Here is an 18,398-nt window from a genome sequence, read left to right as displayed (position 1 = left end):
GAACCTGCCGCCAGAGAACGAGACAACAGAGGCCTGACATGGCGACCGAAATCCGCGTACCCACCCTCGGCGAATCCGTTTCCGAGGCCACCATCGGCAAGTGGTTCAAGAAGCCGGGCGAGGCGGTGAAGGCCGACGAGCCCCTCGTCGAGCTCGAGACCGACAAGGTGACGCTGGAAGTCAACGCGCCGGCCGCCGGCGTGCTCGGCGAGATCGTCGCCAAGGAAGGCGATACGGTCGGCGTCAGCGCACTGCTCGGCACGATCAGCGAAGGCGCTGCCGCTGCGGCCCCTGCTGCCAAGGCCGAGGCCAAGCCTGCCGCCGCTCCGGCTCCTGCCACTGAGGCTCCCAAGGCTGCCGCGACCAAGGCCGCCGATTCCGGCCCGGCCGTCTCGCGCCTCGCTGCCGAGAGCGGCGTCGACCCGTCCAAGGTCGCTGCTTCCGGCAAGGATGGCCGCGTGACCAAGGGCGACATGCTCGCCGCGATCGCGACCGGCGGGGCTGCAGCTCCGGCTGCCGCGCCTGCGCCGATCGCCGTCCGCGCTCCCTCGGCGCCGGATGACGGCGCCCGCGAAGAGCGCGTCAAGATGACCAAGCTGCGCCAGACCATCGCGCGCCGCCTCAAGGAAGCCCAGTCCAACGCGGCGATGCTGACGACCTTCAACGAGGTCGACATGTCCGGCGTGATGGCGCTGCGCAACCAGTACAAGGACGTGTTCGAAAAGAAGCACGGCGTGAAGCTGGGCTTCATGGGCTTCTTCGTGAAGGCCTGCGTGCAGGCGCTGAAGGAGATCCCGGCGGTCAATGCCGAGATCGACGGCACCGACATCATCTACAAGAACTACTACCATATCGGCGTCGCGGTCGGCACCGAGAAGGGCCTGGTGGTTCCGGTGGTGCGCGATGCGGACGAGCTCTCCATCGCCGGCGTCGAGAAGAAGATCGGCGAGTTCGGCAAGAAGGCCCGCGACGGCAAGCTCTCGATCGAGGAGATGCAGGGCGGCACCTTCACCATCTCGAATGGCGGCGTCTACGGCTCGCTGATGTCGACCCCGATCCTGAACGCGCCGCAATCGGCGATCCTGGGCATGCACAAGATCCAGGAGCGTCCGGTCGTCGTGAACGGCAAGATCGAGATCCGCCCGATGATGTATCTCGCGGTCAGCTACGATCACCGCATCATCGACGGCAAGGAAGCCGTGACCTTCCTCGTCCGCATCAAGGAAGGCCTGGAGGATCCGGCGCGTCTCGTCCTCGATCTCTGATCGTGCGGGACGGGATATGTCGGGCGTTGCGATCGTCACCGGCGGCAGCCGGGGAATCGGCCGGGCGACCGCGATCCTGCTCGCGGAGCGCGGCTACGATCTCGTCGTCAACTACCAGTCCAATGCCGAAGCCGCGGCCGAGACGGTCGCGGCCGTGCTCCGGCAGGGGCGGCAGGCCGTGGCTGTCAAGGGCGATGTCGGCGATGAGGCCGATGTCGCCGCGATCTTCGCGGCGGCCGACATGCTCGGGCGGCTGACGGCACTGGTCAACAATGCCGGCGTCATCGATGCCCCGCAGCGTCTCGACGAGATGGACCTTGCGCGGCTGGACCGGATGTTCCGGATCAACCTGACCGGCAGCTTCCTTTGTGCCCGCGAGGCGGTGAAGCGGATGTCGACCCGCCATGGCGGGCAGGGCGGCGGCATCGTCAACCTGTCCTCCGCCGCTGCGGTGCTGGCCGGCGCAGGGCAGATCTCGACTATGCCGCGGCGAAGGCCGGCATCGACATCTTCACCCTTGGCCTGGCCCGCGAGGTCGCGGCCGAGGGCATCCGGGTCAACGCGGTCCGGCCCGGGATCATCGATACGGAGATCCATGCCAGCGGCGGCATGCCCGATCGCGTCGCTGCCTTGCGCGACCAGCTTCCGATGAAGCGCGAGGGCACGGCGCGCGAGGTGGCGCAGGCGATCGCCTGGCTGCTCTCCGACGAGGCCTCCTACACCAACGGAACCGTCTTGAACGTGACCGGCGGGCGCTGAAGCGCCGCCGCATTCGAACACAGGAAAGGAAGTCACCATGGCTGCGGCCTACGATCTCGTCGTCATCGGAACCGGCCCCGGCGGCTATGTCTGCGCTATTCGCGCCGCCCAGCTCGGCCTCAAGGTCGCGGTGGTCGAGAAGCGCAAGACGCATGGCGGCACCTGCCTCAATGTCGGCTGCATCCCGTCCAAGGCGCTGCTGCATGCGTCCGAGATGTTCGAGGAGGCCGGACACACCTTCGAGAAGCTCGGCATCGTCGTCGGCAAGCCGAAGCTCGATCTCAAGGCGATGATGGCCCACAAGCAGGAGACGATCGACGCCAACGTCACCGGCGTCGGCTTCCTGCTGAAGAAAAACAAGATCGACGCCTTCCACGGCACGGCCTCGATCCCCGCCGCCGGCAAGGTCGTCGTGACCGCCGAGGACGGCAAGACGCAGGAGATCGAGACCAAAAACATCGTCATCGCGACGGGTTCGGAATCGGCGCCGCTGCCGGGTGTGACCATCGACGAGAAGACGGTGGTGACCTCGACCGGCGCGCTCGAGATCGGCTCCGTGCCGAAGGAGCTCGTCGTGGTCGGCGCCGGCGTGATCGGCCTCGAGATCGGCTCGGTCTGGAGCCGTCTCGGCGCGAAGGTCACCGTCGTCGAATTCCTCGACCGCATCCTGCCCGGCATGGACGGCGAGGTCGCCAAGCAGTTCCAGCGCATCCTGGAGAAGCAGGGCTTCACCTTCCAGCTGGGATCCAAGGTCACCAAGGTCGAGACGGCTAAGAAGGGCGGCGCGACCGTCACCGTCGAGCCGGCGGCCGGCGGCGAGGCCAAGACCCTCAACGCCGATATCGTGCTGGTCGCGATCGGCCGCCGTCCGAACACCGATGGCCTCGGCCTCGACAAGGCCGGCGTCGCGACCGAGCGCGGCCGCGTCGTCATCGACGACCATTTCAAGACCAATGTCGCCGGCATCTACGCCATCGGCGACGTGGTGCGCGGGCCGATGCTGGCGCATAAGGCCGAGGACGAGGGCGTCGCGGTCGCCGAGATCATCGCCGGCAAGGCCGGCCATGTGAACTACGACGCCATTCCGGGCATCGTCTACACCGCGCCGGAAGTCGCCGCGATCGGCAAGACCGAGGAAGAGCTGAAGGCGGCCGGCGTCGCCTACAAGATCGGCAAGTTCCCGTTCACGGCCAATGGCCGTGCCCGCGCCATCCGCCATACCGAGGGCTTCGTGAAGGTGTTGGCCGATGCGGAGACCGACCGCGTGCTCGGCTGCCACATCATCGGCCCGCATGCCGGCGACCTGATTGCCGAGGTGACCGTGCTGATGGAGTTCGGCGGTTCCTCGGAAGACCTCGCCCGCACCTGCCACGCCCATCCGACGCTGGCCGAGGCGGTGAAGGAAGCCGCGATGGCGGTGGAGAAGCGCCAGATCCATATGTGATCGGCCTTGGAAGAGCGCGCGCTCGCGCGCTCTTCATCTGCGAGCCCTCATCCTGAGGAGCAAGCCGAAGGCTTGCGTCTCGAAGGATGCTCCAGAGCGTGCTGGACCATCCTTCGAGACGCCGCTTTCGCGGCTCCTCAGGATGAGGGCTTGTTTCTTTTGGAAGCCCTTGGCTCACCTCCGCCGGGCGTGGAATGCCGTCAGCGTGTTCTTGAGCAGGCAGGCGATGGTCATCGGGCCGACGCCGCCGGGGACAGGGGTAATCGCGCCTGCGACCTTCACGGCCTCCGCGAAATCGACGTCGCCGGTGAGCTTGCCGTCGGGCAGGCGGTTGATGCCGACATCGATCACGGTCGCGCCGGGCTTGATCCAGTCGCCCTTGACCATGCGCGGGCGACCGACGGCGGCGATGACGATATCGGCGCGCTTCACCACCGCGGGCAGATCCCGCGTGCGCGAATGGGCGATGGTGACGGTGCAATCGGCCTGGAGCAGGAGCTGGGCGACCGGACGGCCGACCAGTTCGGAGCGGCCGATCACCACGGCGTCGAGCCCCGACAGCGAGGGCAGGGCCTGCTTCAGCAAGAGCATGCAGCCCAGCGGCGTGCAGGGCACGAGCCCGTTCTTGCCGCCGGCGAGCAGGCCGGCATTGATCGGGTGCAGGCCGTCGACATCCTTGGCCGGATCGATGGCATCGATGATGCGGCCGGTGTCGATATGCTTCGGCAGCGGGAGCTGCACGAGGATGCCGTCGACATTGTCGTCGCCATTGAGCTCGGCGAGCTTGGCGAGGAGCTCGGCCTCGGTGGTCTCGGCCGGCAGCCGGTGGGCGACCGAGTTCATGCCCACCTCAACCGCGAGCTTCTCCTTCGAGGCGACATAGACCTTGCTGGCGGGGTCCTCGCCGACGAGGACGACATGGAGGCCGGGCACGATGCCGCGCGCCGCCTTGATCGCCGCGACCTCGCGGCCGATCTCGGCCCGGAGCGCAGCGGCCGTGGCCTTGCCGTCGATGATGCGGGCTTCGCCGGTCATGGGTCCGACCTCGTATTGGCTGATGACGCCGCCCTCATGCGCGATCCTGCCGGCATGGACAAGCCCGAATGCGCGGCTTTTCCGGCTGCGACGTCATCGGCGGGGGAGGAGGGACTGGTGCGGCTTGCGGCTGTTCCATCGGCCCGGTATCTCCGAACCGGAGCTTGAGAGGCAGGAGAGGCGAGACAACGTGACGACTGGTTTCGCCCGCCTGCCCGCTGCGTCTGCCTTCCGCCTGACCGATCTGCGCGTTCCCGCCTGCCTGATCGAGGGCGGCGATATCCTGGCCGATCGCAATGGGCTGGCGCGGGTCGATATCGCGATCGCGGATGGCCGTATTGCTGCGATCGAGCCCGCCGGGGCGGCTACAGGAGCCGGGCCGGCTCTGAATCTCGATGGCGGTATAGCCTTGCCGCGTCTCGTCGATGTGCATGTCCATCTCGACAAGGGCCATATCTGGCCGCGCAGCCCCAATCCGGATGGCACCTTTCCCGGCGCACTGAACACGGTCGGGGCGGATCGCGAGGCGAACTGGTCGGCGCAGGATGTGCGGGCGCGGATGGATTTCTCGCTGCGCGGCGCCTTCGCGCATGGCACGGCGGCGATGCGGACGCATCTCGATTCTCTGGGCAAGCAGATCGGCATCTCGTGGCCTGTTTATGCGGAATTGCGGGCGGAGTGGGCCGGGCGCATCGCCTTGCAGGCCTCGCCGCTCTTCGGCGCCGATGCCGCGCTGGACCCTGCCCATATGCAGGCCGTGATCGCCGCCGTGAAGGCGCATGGCGATGGCCTGCTCGGCTGCGTGACCTATATGATCCCGGAGCTCGACCGGGCGCTCGACATCCTGTTCCGGGCGGCGATCGAGAACGGCTTCGATCTCGATTTCCATGTCGACGAGACCAATGATCCGGCGGCGCGCTCGCTGGAGCACATCGCCGACGCGGCGTTACGGCATCGCTTTACTGGTCGCATCCTGTGCGGGCATTGCTGCTCGCTCGCCCTTCAGGCGCCGGAGGACGAGGCGCGGATCATCGCCAAGGTTCGCGAAGCCGGCATCGCCGTGGTCTCGCTGCCGCTCTGCAACATGTATCTGCAGGACCGTCAGCCCGGCCGTACACCGCGCTGGCGCGGCGTCACGGCCTTGCATGAATTGAAGGCGGCCGGCGTGCCTGTGATGATCGCCTCCGACAACACGCGCGACCCCTTCTACGCCTATGGCGATCTCGATCTCGTCGAGGTGCTGCGCGAGGGCACGCGCATCCTCCAGCTCGATCACTCCGGGCCGGACTGGGCCAAGGCCGTGGCGCGCACGCCGGCTCAGGTGATGGGTGTTCAAGCCGGCGTCATCACTGTGGGTGCGCCGGCCGATCTCATCCTCACGCGGGCGCGCGACTGGACCGAACTCTTCTCCCGGCCGCAGGCCGACCGCAGCGTGCTGGTCTCCGGCCGGGCGATCGACCGGACCTTGCCGGACTACCGCGAACTCGACCATCTGATGGGCAGAGCATCATGACCGCACGCTACGACATCGCCGCGCTGAAGACGCGCCTCGAAGGCATCCGCACCGAGGAGAACCCGGCGCTGGTGAAGCAGAAGAGCCGCGACTTCTTCTGGTATTCGCCGATCCTGAAGCGCCAGCTCGACCATGTCGTGGCCGATATCATCGTTTCGCCGACGAGCGAGGCGGAGGTCGTGCAGGTTCTCGCCGCCTGCCACGAACTCGGCATTCCCGTGACGCCGCGCGGCACCGGCACCGGCAATTACGGGCAGGCCATGCCGCTCTCGGGCGGCGTGCTGCTCGATCTCTCCGGCTTCAACAAGGTCAAGGAAATCGCCGCCGGCCGCTATGTCGCCGAGCCCGGCGCGATCATGGCCCGGATCGACGACGAGACCCGCGCCCATTCGCGGCAGGAGCTGCGCCTGCACCCATCGACCTATCAGACGGCCTCGATCGGCGGCTTCATCGCCGGCGGTTCGGGCGGCGTCGGCTCGATCAAATGGGGCGGCTTGCGCGACTGGGGCAACATCATCCGGCTCAAGGTCGCGACGATGGAGAAAAGCCCGCGCATTCTCGAATTCTCGGGCGAGGACCTGCACAAGGTCGCCCATGCCTATGGCACCAATGGCATCATCACCGAGGTCGAGATGCCGCTCGGCCCGGCCTATGACTGGGTCGATGTGATCGTCGGGTTCGAGGACCTGCGCGCCGCGACCGAATTCGCCAACGCGGTCGGCGAGCAGGACGGGCTCGCGCTGAAGAACCTCTGCGTCGTCGCCGCGCCTGCGCCGCACGACTATTTCCTGCGCCACCGCAAGTTCCTGCCGCGCGACAGCCATCTCGTCATCGTCATGGCCGCCGATTTCGCGGTCGATGCGCTCTGCGCCTATGCGCGGCGCTTCAAGGGCACGGAACTGCTGCTGCGCACCGACAAGCTCTCGCCCGAGGATGCCAAGGGCCTGCCGCCGGCTTACGAGCTCGGCTGGAACCACACGACGCTCAGGGCGCTCCGCGTCGATCCGGCGATCACCTATCTGCAGGTGCTCTATCCCTATCCCAATCAGGTCGAGCTGGTGGACAAGATCCATGCCCGCTTTGGCGACGAGGTGACCTGCCATCTCGAATTCGTGCGCTTCGACGGCAAGATCACCTGTTTCGGCCTGCCGCTGGTGCGCTTTACCAGCGAGGAACGGCTGGAGGAGATCATGGCTATTCACGAGGAGATGGGTGCGCCGATCTTCAATCCGCATCGCTACACGCTGGAGGAGGGCGGCATGAAGCAGACCGACGAGGCGCAGCTCGCCTTCAAGCGCGAGGCCGATCCGCAAGGTCTGCTCAATCCCGGCAAGATGATCGCCTGGGAAGACCCGTCCTACGATTACCGCTCGGGCAAGACCTTCCTGTTTCGCAGCCTCAGCGAGGCCGGGGTCGGCTAAGGATGCGCGTTCTCGTCCTCTATGCCCATCCGGTGCCGGAAAGCTTCGGCGCCGCCATCCACGAGACGGTCGTCGCCAGCCTCAAGGCGGCGGGGCATGAGGTCGACGATTGCGATCTCTATGCGGAGGGCTTCGATCCGGTCCTGAGCCGGGAGGAGCGACGCGGCTATCATGACCTTGCCAGCAATACATTGCCGGTCGCCGGTTATGTCGAGCGGGTGAGGCGGGCCGAGGCGCTGGTGCTGTGCTTCCCGGTCTGGAATTTCGGCTATCCCGCGATCCTCAAGGGCTTTCTGGACCGCGTCTTCCTGCCCGGCGTCTCTTTCAAGATGGTCGATGGCAAGGCACAGCCGGCTCTGCACAATATTCGCCGGCTGGTCGCCGTGACCAGCTATGGCGGCTCGCGCTGGCGCGCCTTCCTGGTGGGCGACCCACCGCGCAAGGCGGTCTGCCGGGCGCTGCGGGCGGTCTGCCATCCGCTGACGCGCACGACCTATCTCGCCCATCATGAGATGAACCTCTCGACACCGGCCAGCCGGGCGGCATTCCTGAAAAAAGTCGCGGCGAAACTCGCGCTCTCTTAGCTCTGACATCCGATTGTCATTTGTCTGTCATGTTCGCACGCGACTACGCAGCCGGCGAAGCGTCTGCTTACCCGTCCAAGGATCGGCCCGAAGGATCGACTCCATGACCAAGGCAATCGAGAAGAGTGTCGGCCGTGCCCTGCTCGTCACCGCGCGGCTGCACCGCTCGCGGATGGGCGAGAGGCTGAACGGTCTGGGTTTGTTCCCGGGACAGGAACAGGCGCTGAAGGCGCTGCAACCGGCCCCGATGACGATGGGCGAGCTCGCCGCGCTGCTGCGCGTCAAGCCGCCGACCGTGTCGAAGACGATCGGGCGGCTTTCGCTGCAGGGCCTCGTCACCCGCGAGGGAGGCAATCGCGATGGCCGCCTCGTGCAGGTCGCCCTGACCGAAGCCGGCCAGACCACCGCGGCCGAGCTCGATGCGGTCTGGAACGAGGTCGAGGAAGAATTGCTCGACAAGCTCGACGGCAAGGAGCGCAAGCAGTTGCGCAAGCTGCTGCGCAAGGCGGCCAAGGGCCTCTCCAAGGCCGGCGCCGACCATGACGATGCTGAAGGCGATCTCGACGAGGCCGACAGCGACGCCTGATTTCCGCATGGAGCGCATGCTCCAGTGTGCTGGCGGCACTGCTTAAATCGGTTCAATCTGCTCTCGTCATTCCTCCAGAGCATGGCGAGACTCGTTGTCCTCCCCTTCAGCCGCGCCTTCCGACACGGGCCGCGCGCGCATGGCCGCGATCGGCCTGATGTGCGCGGCCGTGCTGCTGTTCTCGCTGCTGGACACCAGCGCGAAATGGCTGGGCCAGTCGATGAACCCGCTGCAGGTGGTGTTCGCGCTCTATGCCGGCAGCATGATCCTGGTGCTGGCCGTCATCAATCCGTGGACGCATCCGGGCGTGCTGCGCACCAGCCGGCCCTGGCTGCAATGGGGCCGTTCGCTCCTGCTGCTCGGCTCGACCGCGCTGAACTTCGTGGCGCTGCGCTATCTCCAGCTCGCCGAGACGATCTCGATCATGTTCGCGACGCCCTTGCTGGTGGCGCTGGCCTCGGGACCGCTGCTCGGCGAGTGGCCGGGGCCGCGCCGGCTCGCGGCCATCGGCGTCGGTTTCCTCGGCGTTCTGGTGGTGACACGGCCGGGCATCGGCGGCATGCATCCGGCGGCGCTGCTGATCGTGCTGGGCTGCCTGTGCTACGCCTTCTACTCGCTGGCGACCCGGATGCTCTCCGGCCATGATTCATCGGAAACGACGATGATCTATTCGGGCGCGGCGGGGACGCTGGCAACCATCCCGCTGCTGCCCTGGGTCTGGGAGACGCCGCAGACCCTGCTTCCCTGGCTGCTGATGTTCGCGGTCGGCGCGCTCGGAGGCTTCGGCCACTGGCTGCTGATCCTGGCGCATCGGCTGGCGCCGGCGACGGTGCTGGCGCCCTTCATCTATTCGCAGATCGTCTGGATGCTGCTGCTCGGCTGGCTGGTGTTCGACCAGCTGCCGGACCGCTGGACCTTCGTCGGCGCCGGCATCGTGATCTCGTCCGGGCTCTACCTGCTCTATCGCGAGCGGGTGCGGCATGTGCCGCAGGAAGCGGCGTCGGCGCGGCTGGATTGAGAGACTACTCGGCAACTCTACTGCGGCGGCCGACTGACGGCGCTTTCTGCGCTTCCGGTGCCCACGTACTGATGTACGCTGCGCTCCGGTTCTCGAAAACACCGCCATTCGACTCGCCGCAGCGACTTGCCAAGCAGTCTCTGCCGCGAGCTACTCGATTATTCCGTAATGACGGCTTGAACCCCTCAGACGGTGACCTGCGTGCCGACCTCGACGACGCGGCCGGTCGGGATCTGGAAGAAGTCCGTCGCGTCGGTCGCGCTCTTGGTCAGGCCGATGAAGAGATTGTCCTGCCACATCGGCATGCCCGATTGCGGCGAGGCCTTGATCGAGCGGCGCGACAGGAAGAACGAGGTCGACATGATGTCGAACTTGAAGCCCTGCTTGCGCAGCATCGCCAGGCCCTTCGGCACGTTCGGGCTTTCCATGTAGCCGTAGACCATGTCGACCCGCCAGAAATCGTCGGTGATACGGGCGAGGCGCACCCGCTCCTCCTCGACGACGCGGGGCGTGTCGGCCGAGCGCACGGTCAGGACGACGTTGCGCTCGTGCAGGACCTTGTTGTGCTTGAGGTTGTGCAGCAGCGAGGCCGGTGCCGTCTCGGGGTCGCTGGTCAGGAACACGGCCATGCCCTTGACGCGGGCGGGCGGGCTCTTCGAGAGCATGGTGACGAGCTCGAGCAGCGGCACGTCGGTCTTGCGGGTCTTGTCGAACAGGATCTTGGTGCCGCGCATCCAGGTCCACATCACCAGCGTCAGGCCCATGGCGAGCAGCACCGGCACATAGCCGCCGTGGAATAGCTTCAGCATGTTGGCCGAGAAGAACGACAGGTCGACCAGGAAGAAGGGGAGGATCAGCGCGCCAGTCGCCAGCGGGCTCCAGCCCCAGTGACGGCGGATCACGATCGCCGCCAGCATGGACGAGACCACCATCGTGCCGAAGACCGAGATGCCATAGGCATGCGACAGGCTCGACGAGGTCCGGAACGACCAGACCAGGATCAGCACCACGACCAGCAGCAGCAGGTTGACGCGCGGCACGTAGATCTGGCCGGAGGTCTGCTCGGAGGTGTGGCGGATTTCCATGCGCGGCAGGAGGCCGAGCTGGATCGCCTGCCGGGTCAGCGAGAAGGCGCCGGTGATGACCGACTGGCTGGCGATGATGGTCGCGACCGTCGCCATGATGACGAAGGGCAGCAGCAGCTCCTGCGGCGCGAGGCGGTAGAAGGGGTTGTCGATCGCGCTGGGGTCGGAGAGGATCAGCGCGCCCTGGCCGAGATAGTTGAGCCACAAGGCCGGGAAGACGATGTAGAGCCAGGCGCCGCGGATCGGGCCGCGGCCGAAATGGCCCATATCGGCATAGAGCGCTTCGGCGCCGGTCACTGCGAGACAGACCGAGCCGAGCACGGCCAGCGAGACGCCGGCATGGTCGCGGAAGAAGAGCAGCGCGTACCAGGGGTTGATCGAGCGGAAGACGCTGAGATCGTCGGCGATATGGTAGATGCCGAGCCCGGCCAGCGTCAGGAACCAGACCAGCATGATCGGGCCGAAGAAGGTCGCGACGCGATGCGTGCCGTGGCTCTGCATCACGAACAGGCCGATCAGGATCACCGAGGCGATCCAGAGGATGTAATCGTTGAGCACCGGGGTGACGAGCTTGATGCCTTCGATCGCCGAAAGCACCGAGATCGCCGGGGTGATGACGGTATCGCCGTAGAACAGGCCGGCGCCGATCATGCCCAGCAGCAGAGCGACATGGCTGCGGGCACGGCCGAGGCTGCGCTGGGCGAGCGCGACGAGGGTGAGGATACCGCCTTCGCCGTTGTTGTCGGCGCGCATCAGCAGCACGACATATTTCAGCGTGACGACGATGACGAGCGACCAGAGGATCAGCGAGAGCACACCGATGACGACCGAGGCCGGCACCGCGGCGGTGGTATCGCCGCCCGTCGCGGCGAGGATGGTCTCGCGTAGCGCGTAGAGCGGGCTGGTGCCGATATCGCCGTAGACGACGCCGAGCGCACCGAGCGCCAGCGCCCCATAGCCCATCTTGCCATGCCCGTGGCCACCGTTCTGGCCGTGCCCGGCATCCATGCCGAAGCGTGAATCCTCCGGCCGGACGGTCGCAGGATTCGGGTTCTCATGCCCCATCAGGGATCTCCGCGCATGCTGCGGTGCAGCGAAAGGCCGGGGCCTCTAGCACGTTGCGGGCGGCGCGCAAAGGCGCGATCAGCCGGTGGCGCCGAGACCGACGCCGTAGCGCCGCTCGACGTAAGTGGCGACCATGGCCTTGAACTCGGCGGCGATGCCGGCGCCGCGGAGCGTCGCGACCTTCTTGCCGTCGACGAAGACGGGGGCCGTCGGCACCTCGCCGGTGCCGGGCAGCGAGATACCGATATCGGCGTGCTTGGACTCGCCGGGGCCGTTGACGATGCAGCCCATCACCGCGACGTTGAGGTTCTCGACGCCGGGGTACTGCGTCTTCCACTCCGGCATCGACGTCGAAATCCAGTCCTGGATGTCGCGGGCGAGCTCCTGGAACACGGTCGAGGTGGTGCGCCCGCAGCCGGGGCAGGCGGCGACCAGCGGCACGAAGGCGCGGAAGCCCATGGTCTGGAGCAGTTCCTGCGCCGTCTTGACCTCGAGCGTGCGGTCGCCGCCGGGCTCGGGCGTCAGCGAGAAGCGGATGGTATCGCCGATGCCTTCCTGAAGCAGGATGCCGAGCGCGGCCGAGGAGGCGACGATGCCCTTCGAGCCCATGCCGGCCTCGGTCAGGCCGAGATGGATGGCGTAGTTCGCCCGGCTCGCCAGCATGCGGTAGACCGTGATCAAGTCCTGCACGCCCGAGACCTTGGCGGAGAGGATGATGTATTCGCGGGCGAGGCCGAGCTCCTCGGCGCGCTCGGCCGAAAGCAGGGCCGACTGGACCATCGCCTCGCGCATGATGGCGCGGGCATCGAGCGGGCGGACGGCGCGGGCGTTCTCGTCCATCAGCGCCGTCAGCAGTTCCTGATCGAGCGAGCCCCAGTTGGCGCCGATGCGCACCGGCTTGCTGTGCTTGATCGCGAGCTCGATGATCTGGCCGAACTGCTTGTCCTTCTTGTCCTTGAAGCCGACATTGCCCGGGTTGATCCGGTACTTTGCCAAGGCCTCGGCGCAGGCCGGATGGTCGGCGAGCAGCTTGTGGCCGATATAGTGGAAGTCCCCGACCAGGGGCACGTCGACGCCGATCCGGTCGAGACGCTCGCGGATCTTCGGGACGGCTGCCGCGGCCTCGTCTCGGTCGACGGTGATGCGGACGAGTTCCGAGCCCTGACGGGCGAGCGCGGCGACCTGCGCGACCGTGCCGGCGATATCGGCCGTGTCGGTATTGGTCATCGACTGCACGACGATGGGTGCGCCGCCGCCGACCGTGACATGGCCGACCTTGACGGGGACGGTGAGCTGACGGCCCAGGGGGCCCGCACGTTCCGGCGTCAGATAGGAAAAGGCGCGCTCATTCATGCGGCTGCTCTATCATGAACCGGCATTCCGGCAATGCTCGCACCGGCCGACGATCTCGACCATCTGGTGCGAGGGTGAGAATTGCCGGTTTTCGGCGATCGCCGCCACCGCTTTCTTCATCGCGGGCGAGGAATCCTCGTCGACCCCGCCGCAGGACTCGCAGATCAGGAAGGCGACGACCTCGTTCGCGCCATGGCCGTGCAGGCAGGCGATATAGGCGTTCTTCGATGACAGACGGTGGACGAAGCCCTGCTCGACCAGGAAATCGAGTGCGCGATAGATCGAGATCGGCGCGAGACGGCGCCCGCCGGCCGGCGAGATGCGGTCCGCGAGATCATAGGCGCCGACGGGGCGGTGATCGGCATGGAGCGCTTCCAGCGCCTGGCGCCGGATCGGCGTCAGGCGCAGGCCGCGCTCGCGGCAGATGCGTTCTGCCCGCGCGAGAGCGTCCGCCGCATGGCGGGCGTGATCCTCGGCATGGCGGCAAGGGCCTTCGCCATGTGCGTGCGACGCATGGTCATGTTCGCCGTGGTGATGTGGGTTCGGCTGCATTTTCGTCATGTTGCGTTGCGAAGACTCATCGGGCACCCTGCGACGATATCCTGTCGGCGCATGGCCCGTTCGACCCCGAACCTAAGCATTTTCTCCCCGATTGTCAGGAGCCTTGACGCTCATGTTCCTCAAAGACCGTACTGCTGCGATCACCGGCTCGACCTCCGGCATCGGATTGGCCTATGCCCGCGCGCTCGCGGCCGAGGGAGCCAACCTCGTCATCAACGGCATCATGCCCCCCGCCGATGCCGAGAAGCTGCGCACCGACCTGGAACAGGAATTCGGCGTCAAGGTGGTGTTCTCCGGCGCGGACATGACCAAGCCGGCCGAGATCGCCGGCTTCATCGCCGAGGGCGAGAAGGTTTTCGGCGCCATCGATATCCTGATCAACAATGCCGGCATCCAGTATGTCGCGCCGATCGACGAGTTCCCGATCGAGAAATGGGACCAGATCATCGCGATCAACCTGTCCTCTGCCTTCCACACGATCCGTGCCGCCCTGCCGAAGATGAAGGCGAAGGGCTGGGGCCGCATCATCAACACGGCTAGCGCGCATGCCTTCGTCGCTTCGCCCTTCAAATCGGCCTATGTCGCGGCCAAGCACGGCATCGCCGGCCTGACCAAGACGGTGGCGTTGGAAGTCGCGACCCAGGGCATCACCGTCAACGCCATCGCGCCGGGCTATGTCTGGACGCCGCTGGTCGAGAAGCAGATCCCGGACACGATGAAGGCGCGCAACATGACCAAGGAGCAGGTCATGAACGACGTGCTGCTCGCGGCGCAGCCGACCAAGGAATTCGTCACGGTCGAGCAGGTCGCGGCGCTCGCGCTGTTCCTCTGCACGGATTCGGCCAAGTCGATCACCGGAACGACGCTGCCGATGGATGGCGGCTGGACCGCCGCGTGAGCGGGCGCCCCTCCCGCAAGGCCGAGCCGGTCAAAGGACTGGTCGGGCCGAAGGCGGAGAAGACGGTTTCGCTCGCGCTGCAGGGCGGAGGCGCGCATGGCGCCTTCACCTGGGGCGTGCTCGACGCCGTGCTGGAAGACGGGCGCCTGGGCATCGAGGCGCTGACCGGCACGAGCGCCGGCGCGATGAACGCCGTCGTGCTGGCCGAGGGCTGGATCGACGGCGGCATCGACGGAGCGCGCGCCAAGCTCGAGGCGTTCTGGCGGGCGATCAGCGTCGACGGCAAATATGGCGGGTCGGAGCGCTCGCTGCTCGACACCATGCTCGGCGCCTGGGGCAACAATGACGGCACGCCGCCGGGCATGCTGTTCTTCGAGATGTTCGCGAAGGTGGCGAGCCCGTACGACGTCAATCCGCTGAACATCAACCCGCTGCGCGGCGTCGTTGCCGATCTCATCGATTTCGAGAAGGTCAGAGCCTGCGACGCGGTGAAGCTGTTCATCGCCGCGACCAATGTCCGCACCGGCAAGATCGCCGTGTTCGAGGGCAAGGACCTGACGCCGGACCATGTGATGGCCTCGGCCTGCCTGCCAATGGTGTTCCAGGCGGTGGAGATCGACGGCGAGGCCTATTGGGACGGCGGCTATATGGGCAATCCCGCCCTGTTTCCGCTGTTCTACAAGGCGCATTGCGACGACATCCTGCTGGTGCAGATCAACCCGATCCAGCGCCGGGAGCTGCCGACCAAGGCGCGTGAGATCCAGGACCGGCTGAACGAGATCACCTTCAACGCCTCGATGCTGCGCGAGCTCCGCGCGATCGATTTCGTCAATCGCCTGATCGACGACGGCAAGCTGCCGCGCGAGGAATACAAGCGCGTGCTGATGCACCGGATCGACGGCGGGCCGCCGCTGGCGGAGCTGACCTCCTCGTCGCGGATGAACGCAGAATGGTCGTTCCTGCTGAAGCTGCGCGACATGGGCCGCACCGCCGGCAGGCGCTGGCTGAAGCGCAATTACGAGGCGATCGGCAAGAGCGGGACGCTCGACCTGCGGGAAGCGATCGGCTGAGCGGCTGCCCGGCGCGGTATTCTGGCATCGAACCCCTCCGTCATCCCGGGCTTGCCCCGGGATCCATCGAAGGGCGTTGCGCTCTACGATGGATCCCGGATCTCCGCTGCGCTGCGTCCGGGATGACGCGCATTTCTTGACAATGGGCTGTGCAAAGCCAACCCGACAGCGCGGGCATCCTTCACGTTCCGGCGTCTCACTTGTTCCGGGAGCGCTCTTGCGCGGGTCTCGGACCTGATGTCATTCAGCGGGTTCGAAACGCTTCCAAGAAGACGGGGATTTCATGAGCAAGCTGATCGTCACCGCCGGGCCGTTCAAGTTCGACGCCAAGTTCGAGTTGGAAGCCGCGCCGAAGACCTGCGCCGCCTTCAAGAAGCAGATGCCGTTCATCAGCAAGATGGTGCATGTGCGCTGGAGCGGCGAGGGTGTCTGGATGCCGCTCGGCGATCTCGATTTCGGCGTCGGCTACGAGAACAACACCGCCTATCCGGCTCCCGGGCATATCATCCTGTATCCGGGTGGCGTCAGCGAGACCGAAATCCTGCTCGCCTATGGCGGCGTGCAGTTCGCCAGCAAGGCCGGCGTGCTCTCGGGCAACCACTTCATCACCCTGACCTCGGGGCTGGAGAACCTCTACACGCTCGGCCGCAAGACGCTCTATGAAGGCGTGCAGGACGTGCGCTTCGACCTCGTCGACTGAGCGCGGTCAGCAATAGGATATGAAAAGGGCGGGGCGCCTGGCCGTCCCGCCCTTTTCTTATGCCGCAGCCGGGGGATCGGCCGGCGGGTCTTCCGCCGGCTTGGTAGCGGGTGGCCTGGGAGCCGGCAGCGCGGCTATCGCTTCGGGCTTAGCCGCTTCGGGAGAAGCCTCCGGCTCCACCCGTGCGGGTGCGGCGGTATCCTTGAGGTTCTGGCAGAGCGAGAGCATGGCGCGAGCGATCTCGGCCTCGCCCATGATCGTCAGCGTCGCCCCGCATTTGGTGAGATGCGCGACCTCGGCATCGGAATGGGCGCGGGCGACGATCGGCAGGGCCGGATTCTCGGCGCGGGCCTGCTCGCAGACCTGGCCGGCCTCGAAGCTGCCGGGGATGGCGACGAAGAGGCGCACGGCCCGGCCGACCGCGGCGGCAGAGAGCACTTCCGGATCGGCGGCATTGCCGACCAGAAGCTCGGCGCCGTCGCGTTTGGCGGTGGCGACCGCGTCGGGATTGTCCTCGATGACCAGCAGCTTGGCACCCTGCGAGAGCAGGCCGGCGCCGAGCAGGCTGCCGACGCGGCCATAGCCGACGACGACGATATGGTTGGTGAGGCCGGTCGGGGTGATGTCGCGTTCGGGCGGGGCTTCGGCCTCAGGCTCAGGGGCCTTGGCCTCGGGCTTGCTGGCTTCTGGAGCAGCGGCCGGCTTCGGCTTTGCGGCCGGGGCTTCCGGCGCCAGGCGCTCGGCGAAGGCGAAGACCACGGGATTGAGCAGGATCGACAGGATCGCGCCGGCGAGGATCAGGTCGCGCCCCTGCGCCGGCAGGATGCCCAGCGCCGTGCCGAGGCCGGCGAGGATGAAGGAGAACTCGCCGATCTGGGCGAGCGAAGCCGAGATGGTCAGGGCCGCGGTCTGCGAGCGGCCGAAGGCGCGCATGATCAGCCAGGCCGCGACGGATTTGCCGATCAGGATGATGGCAAGCGTGGCGATCAGCGGCCCCGGCGCACGCAGGAGGATGCCGGGGTCAAAGAGCATGCCGACCGAGACGAAGAACAGCACCGCGAAGGCGTCGCGCAGCGGCAGCGTCTCCTCGGCCGCCCGCTGCGAGAGCGGCGATTCCGACAGGATCATGCCGGCGAAGAAGGCGCCGAGCGCAAAGGAGACGCCGAACAGGGTCGCGGCCGCATAGGCGACGCCGAGCGCGACGGCCAGAACCGCCAGCCGGAAGAGCTCGCGCGATCCGGTATGCGCGACCCAGTGCAGAACCCAGGGGATGACGCGGCGGCCGATGACAAGCATGAAGGCGAGGAAGCCGATCAGCTTGGCGAAGGTCAGGCCGAGCACACCCCAGACGCCGAGATCGAAACGGGTGGCGAGCGGAGCGCTGCCGCCGGACGGCGTGCCGTTGATGATCTCGGCCAGCACCGGCAGCAGCACCAGCGCCAGCACCATCGCGATGTCCTCGACGATGAGCCAGCCGACCGCGATGCGCCCGCGCTCGGTTTGGACCAGCCGCCGCTCCTGCAGCGAACGCAGCAGCACGACCGTCGAAGCGGTGGAGAGTGCCAGACCGAAGACCGCGCCCGAAAACCAGTTCCAGCCGAGCCAGGTGCCGAGCCCGAGCCCGAGCAGCGTCGCGATGCCGATCTGGACGACGGCGCCGGGCACGGCGATCGCCTTCACCGAGAGCAGGTCTTTCAGCGAGAAATGCAGGCCGACGCCGAACATCAGCAGGATGACGCCGATCTCTGCCAGTTCATTGGCGAGGTTCTGGTCCCCGACGAAACCCGGCGTGAACGGACCGGCGGCGACACCGGCGAGCAGATAGCCGACGAGAGGCGAAATCCGCAGTTTGTGAGCGATTGATCCGAAGATGAAAGCAAGGCCGAGGCCCGCGACAACGATGGCGATCAGCGGGCCGTGATGCATGGGTCTCCCCGAATCCGAAAGGTCAGTAAATCAAGATTGTTTGAACATTCGGAGCATGGGGTTTCGGGGCTACGATTTCAACCGAAAGGCGTACGACTTTTCCGGCTCCGGTGCC

The 18,398-nt window shown here is 66.7% G+C and carries 15 protein-coding genes and 1 pseudogene; 11 read left to right on the top strand and 5 right to left on the bottom strand.

Translation table 11 applies throughout. The features are described 5' to 3' along the window. The first annotated feature begins 38 nt into the window (after window positions 1-38). From odhB to lpdA, 3 genes and pseudogenes are all read left to right on the top strand, one after another. Window positions 39-1,265: a 2-oxoglutarate dehydrogenase complex dihydrolipoyllysine-residue succinyltransferase gene (gene odhB / locus ACFJGT_RS18550; RefSeq protein ID WP_377840728.1), complete on the top strand. Its 1,227-nt coding sequence runs from the start codon at window positions 39-41 to the stop codon at window positions 1,263-1,265. A gap of 16 nt (window positions 1,266-1,281) precedes the next feature. Further along, a pseudogene (locus tag ACFJGT_RS18545) lies at window positions 1,282-2,024 on the top strand (SDR family oxidoreductase). A gap of 37 nt (window positions 2,025-2,061) precedes the next feature. Then, entirely contained in the window at window positions 2,062-3,468 is a 1,407-nt protein-coding gene (lpdA, locus tag ACFJGT_RS18540) for a dihydrolipoyl dehydrogenase (RefSeq protein WP_377840725.1), read from the top strand. Window positions 3,469-3,642: 174 nt separating this feature from the next. Here the strand turns inward: lpdA and folD are convergent, their stop codons facing one another. Next, window positions 3,643-4,503: a bifunctional methylenetetrahydrofolate dehydrogenase/methenyltetrahydrofolate cyclohydrolase FolD gene (folD, locus tag ACFJGT_RS18535; RefSeq protein ID WP_377840722.1), complete on the bottom strand. Its 861-nt coding sequence runs from the start codon at window positions 4,501-4,503 to the stop codon at window positions 3,643-3,645. 190 nt (window positions 4,504-4,693) lie between these two features. Between folD and ACFJGT_RS18530 the strand changes: the two genes are divergently transcribed. The 5 genes from ACFJGT_RS18530 (at window position 4,694) to ACFJGT_RS18510 (ending at window position 9,625) form a co-directional block, all read left to right on the top strand. Beyond that, entirely contained in the window at window positions 4,694-6,016 is a 1,323-nt protein-coding gene (locus tag ACFJGT_RS18530; protein WP_377840720.1) for a cytosine deaminase, read from the top strand. Beyond that, window positions 6,013-7,437 (top strand): FAD-binding oxidoreductase, encoded by a 1,425-nt coding sequence (locus ACFJGT_RS18525; RefSeq protein ID WP_377840717.1) that lies wholly within the window; start codon window positions 6,013-6,015, stop codon window positions 7,435-7,437. The genes ACFJGT_RS18530 and ACFJGT_RS18525 overlap by 4 nt, the downstream gene beginning before the upstream one ends. Before the next feature lie 2 nt (window positions 7,438-7,439). Continuing rightward, window positions 7,440-8,021: an NAD(P)H-dependent oxidoreductase gene (locus tag ACFJGT_RS18520; RefSeq protein ID WP_377840715.1), complete on the top strand. Its 582-nt coding sequence runs from the start codon at window positions 7,440-7,442 to the stop codon at window positions 8,019-8,021. Between the two features lie 103 nt (window positions 8,022-8,124). Then, the gene (locus ACFJGT_RS18515; RefSeq protein WP_377840712.1) at window positions 8,125-8,607 is read left to right on the top strand and encodes a MarR family winged helix-turn-helix transcriptional regulator; all 483 of its coding nucleotides are present in this window, start codon (window positions 8,125-8,127) and stop codon (window positions 8,605-8,607) included. 94 nt (window positions 8,608-8,701) lie between these two features. Continuing rightward, on the top strand, window positions 8,702-9,625 hold the full coding sequence (locus tag ACFJGT_RS18510) for a DMT family transporter (RefSeq protein WP_377840710.1): 924 nt from the start codon (window positions 8,702-8,704) through the stop codon (window positions 9,623-9,625). A 185-nt stretch (window positions 9,626-9,810) separates the two neighbouring features. Here the strand turns inward: ACFJGT_RS18510 and ACFJGT_RS18505 are convergent, their stop codons facing one another. The 3 genes from ACFJGT_RS18505 to ACFJGT_RS18495 all read right to left on the bottom strand — a co-directional run bounded on the left by ACFJGT_RS18505 (window position 9,811) and on the right by ACFJGT_RS18495 (window position 13,689). Next, complete coding sequence (locus tag ACFJGT_RS18505) at window positions 9,811-11,775, bottom strand: potassium transporter Kup (protein WP_377840708.1); 1,965 nt, start codon at window positions 11,773-11,775, stop codon at window positions 9,811-9,813. Between the two features lie 78 nt (window positions 11,776-11,853). After that, window positions 11,854-13,128 (bottom strand): flavodoxin-dependent (E)-4-hydroxy-3-methylbut-2-enyl-diphosphate synthase, encoded by a 1,275-nt coding sequence (gene ispG / locus ACFJGT_RS18500; RefSeq protein WP_377840706.1) that lies wholly within the window; start codon window positions 13,126-13,128, stop codon window positions 11,854-11,856. Window positions 13,129-13,140: 12 nt separating this feature from the next. Then, on the bottom strand, window positions 13,141-13,689 hold the full coding sequence (locus ACFJGT_RS18495; protein ID WP_377840703.1) for a Fur family transcriptional regulator: 549 nt from the start codon (window positions 13,687-13,689) through the stop codon (window positions 13,141-13,143). Window positions 13,690-13,801: 112 nt separating this feature from the next. Between ACFJGT_RS18495 and ACFJGT_RS18490 the strand changes: the two genes are divergently transcribed. The 3 genes from ACFJGT_RS18490 to ACFJGT_RS18480 all read left to right on the top strand — a co-directional run bounded on the left by ACFJGT_RS18490 (window position 13,802) and on the right by ACFJGT_RS18480 (window position 16,357). Next, on the top strand, window positions 13,802-14,587 hold the full coding sequence (locus tag ACFJGT_RS18490) for a 3-hydroxybutyrate dehydrogenase (RefSeq protein WP_377840701.1): 786 nt from the start codon (window positions 13,802-13,804) through the stop codon (window positions 14,585-14,587). Continuing rightward, window positions 14,584-15,657 carry a patatin-like phospholipase family protein gene (locus tag ACFJGT_RS18485; protein ID WP_377840698.1) on the top strand — a complete coding sequence of 358 codons (1,074 nt, stop codon included), beginning with the start codon at window positions 14,584-14,586 and terminating at the stop codon, window positions 15,655-15,657. Before ACFJGT_RS18490 ends, ACFJGT_RS18485 begins: the two co-directional genes overlap by 4 nt. A gap of 283 nt (window positions 15,658-15,940) precedes the next feature. Further along, window positions 15,941-16,357 carry a DUF3830 family protein gene (locus tag ACFJGT_RS18480; protein WP_047578809.1) on the top strand — a complete coding sequence of 139 codons (417 nt, stop codon included), beginning with the start codon at window positions 15,941-15,943 and terminating at the stop codon, window positions 16,355-16,357. A gap of 57 nt (window positions 16,358-16,414) precedes the next feature. On the opposite strand, the gene ybaL is transcribed toward ACFJGT_RS18480, so the two are convergent. Further along, window positions 16,415-18,283: a YbaL family putative K(+) efflux transporter gene (gene ybaL / locus ACFJGT_RS18475; RefSeq protein WP_377840695.1), complete on the bottom strand. Its 1,869-nt coding sequence runs from the start codon at window positions 18,281-18,283 to the stop codon at window positions 16,415-16,417. Window positions 18,284-18,398: the final 115 nt, after the last annotated feature.

The organism is Allobosea sp. UC22_33 (assembly GCF_042700715.1).
In the GTDB taxonomy this organism is placed as follows: Bacteria; Pseudomonadota; Alphaproteobacteria; order Rhizobiales; family Beijerinckiaceae; genus Allobosea.
Note: the sequence above shows the minus strand (reverse complement) of the source record. Positions and strands in the feature narration are given on the sequence as shown.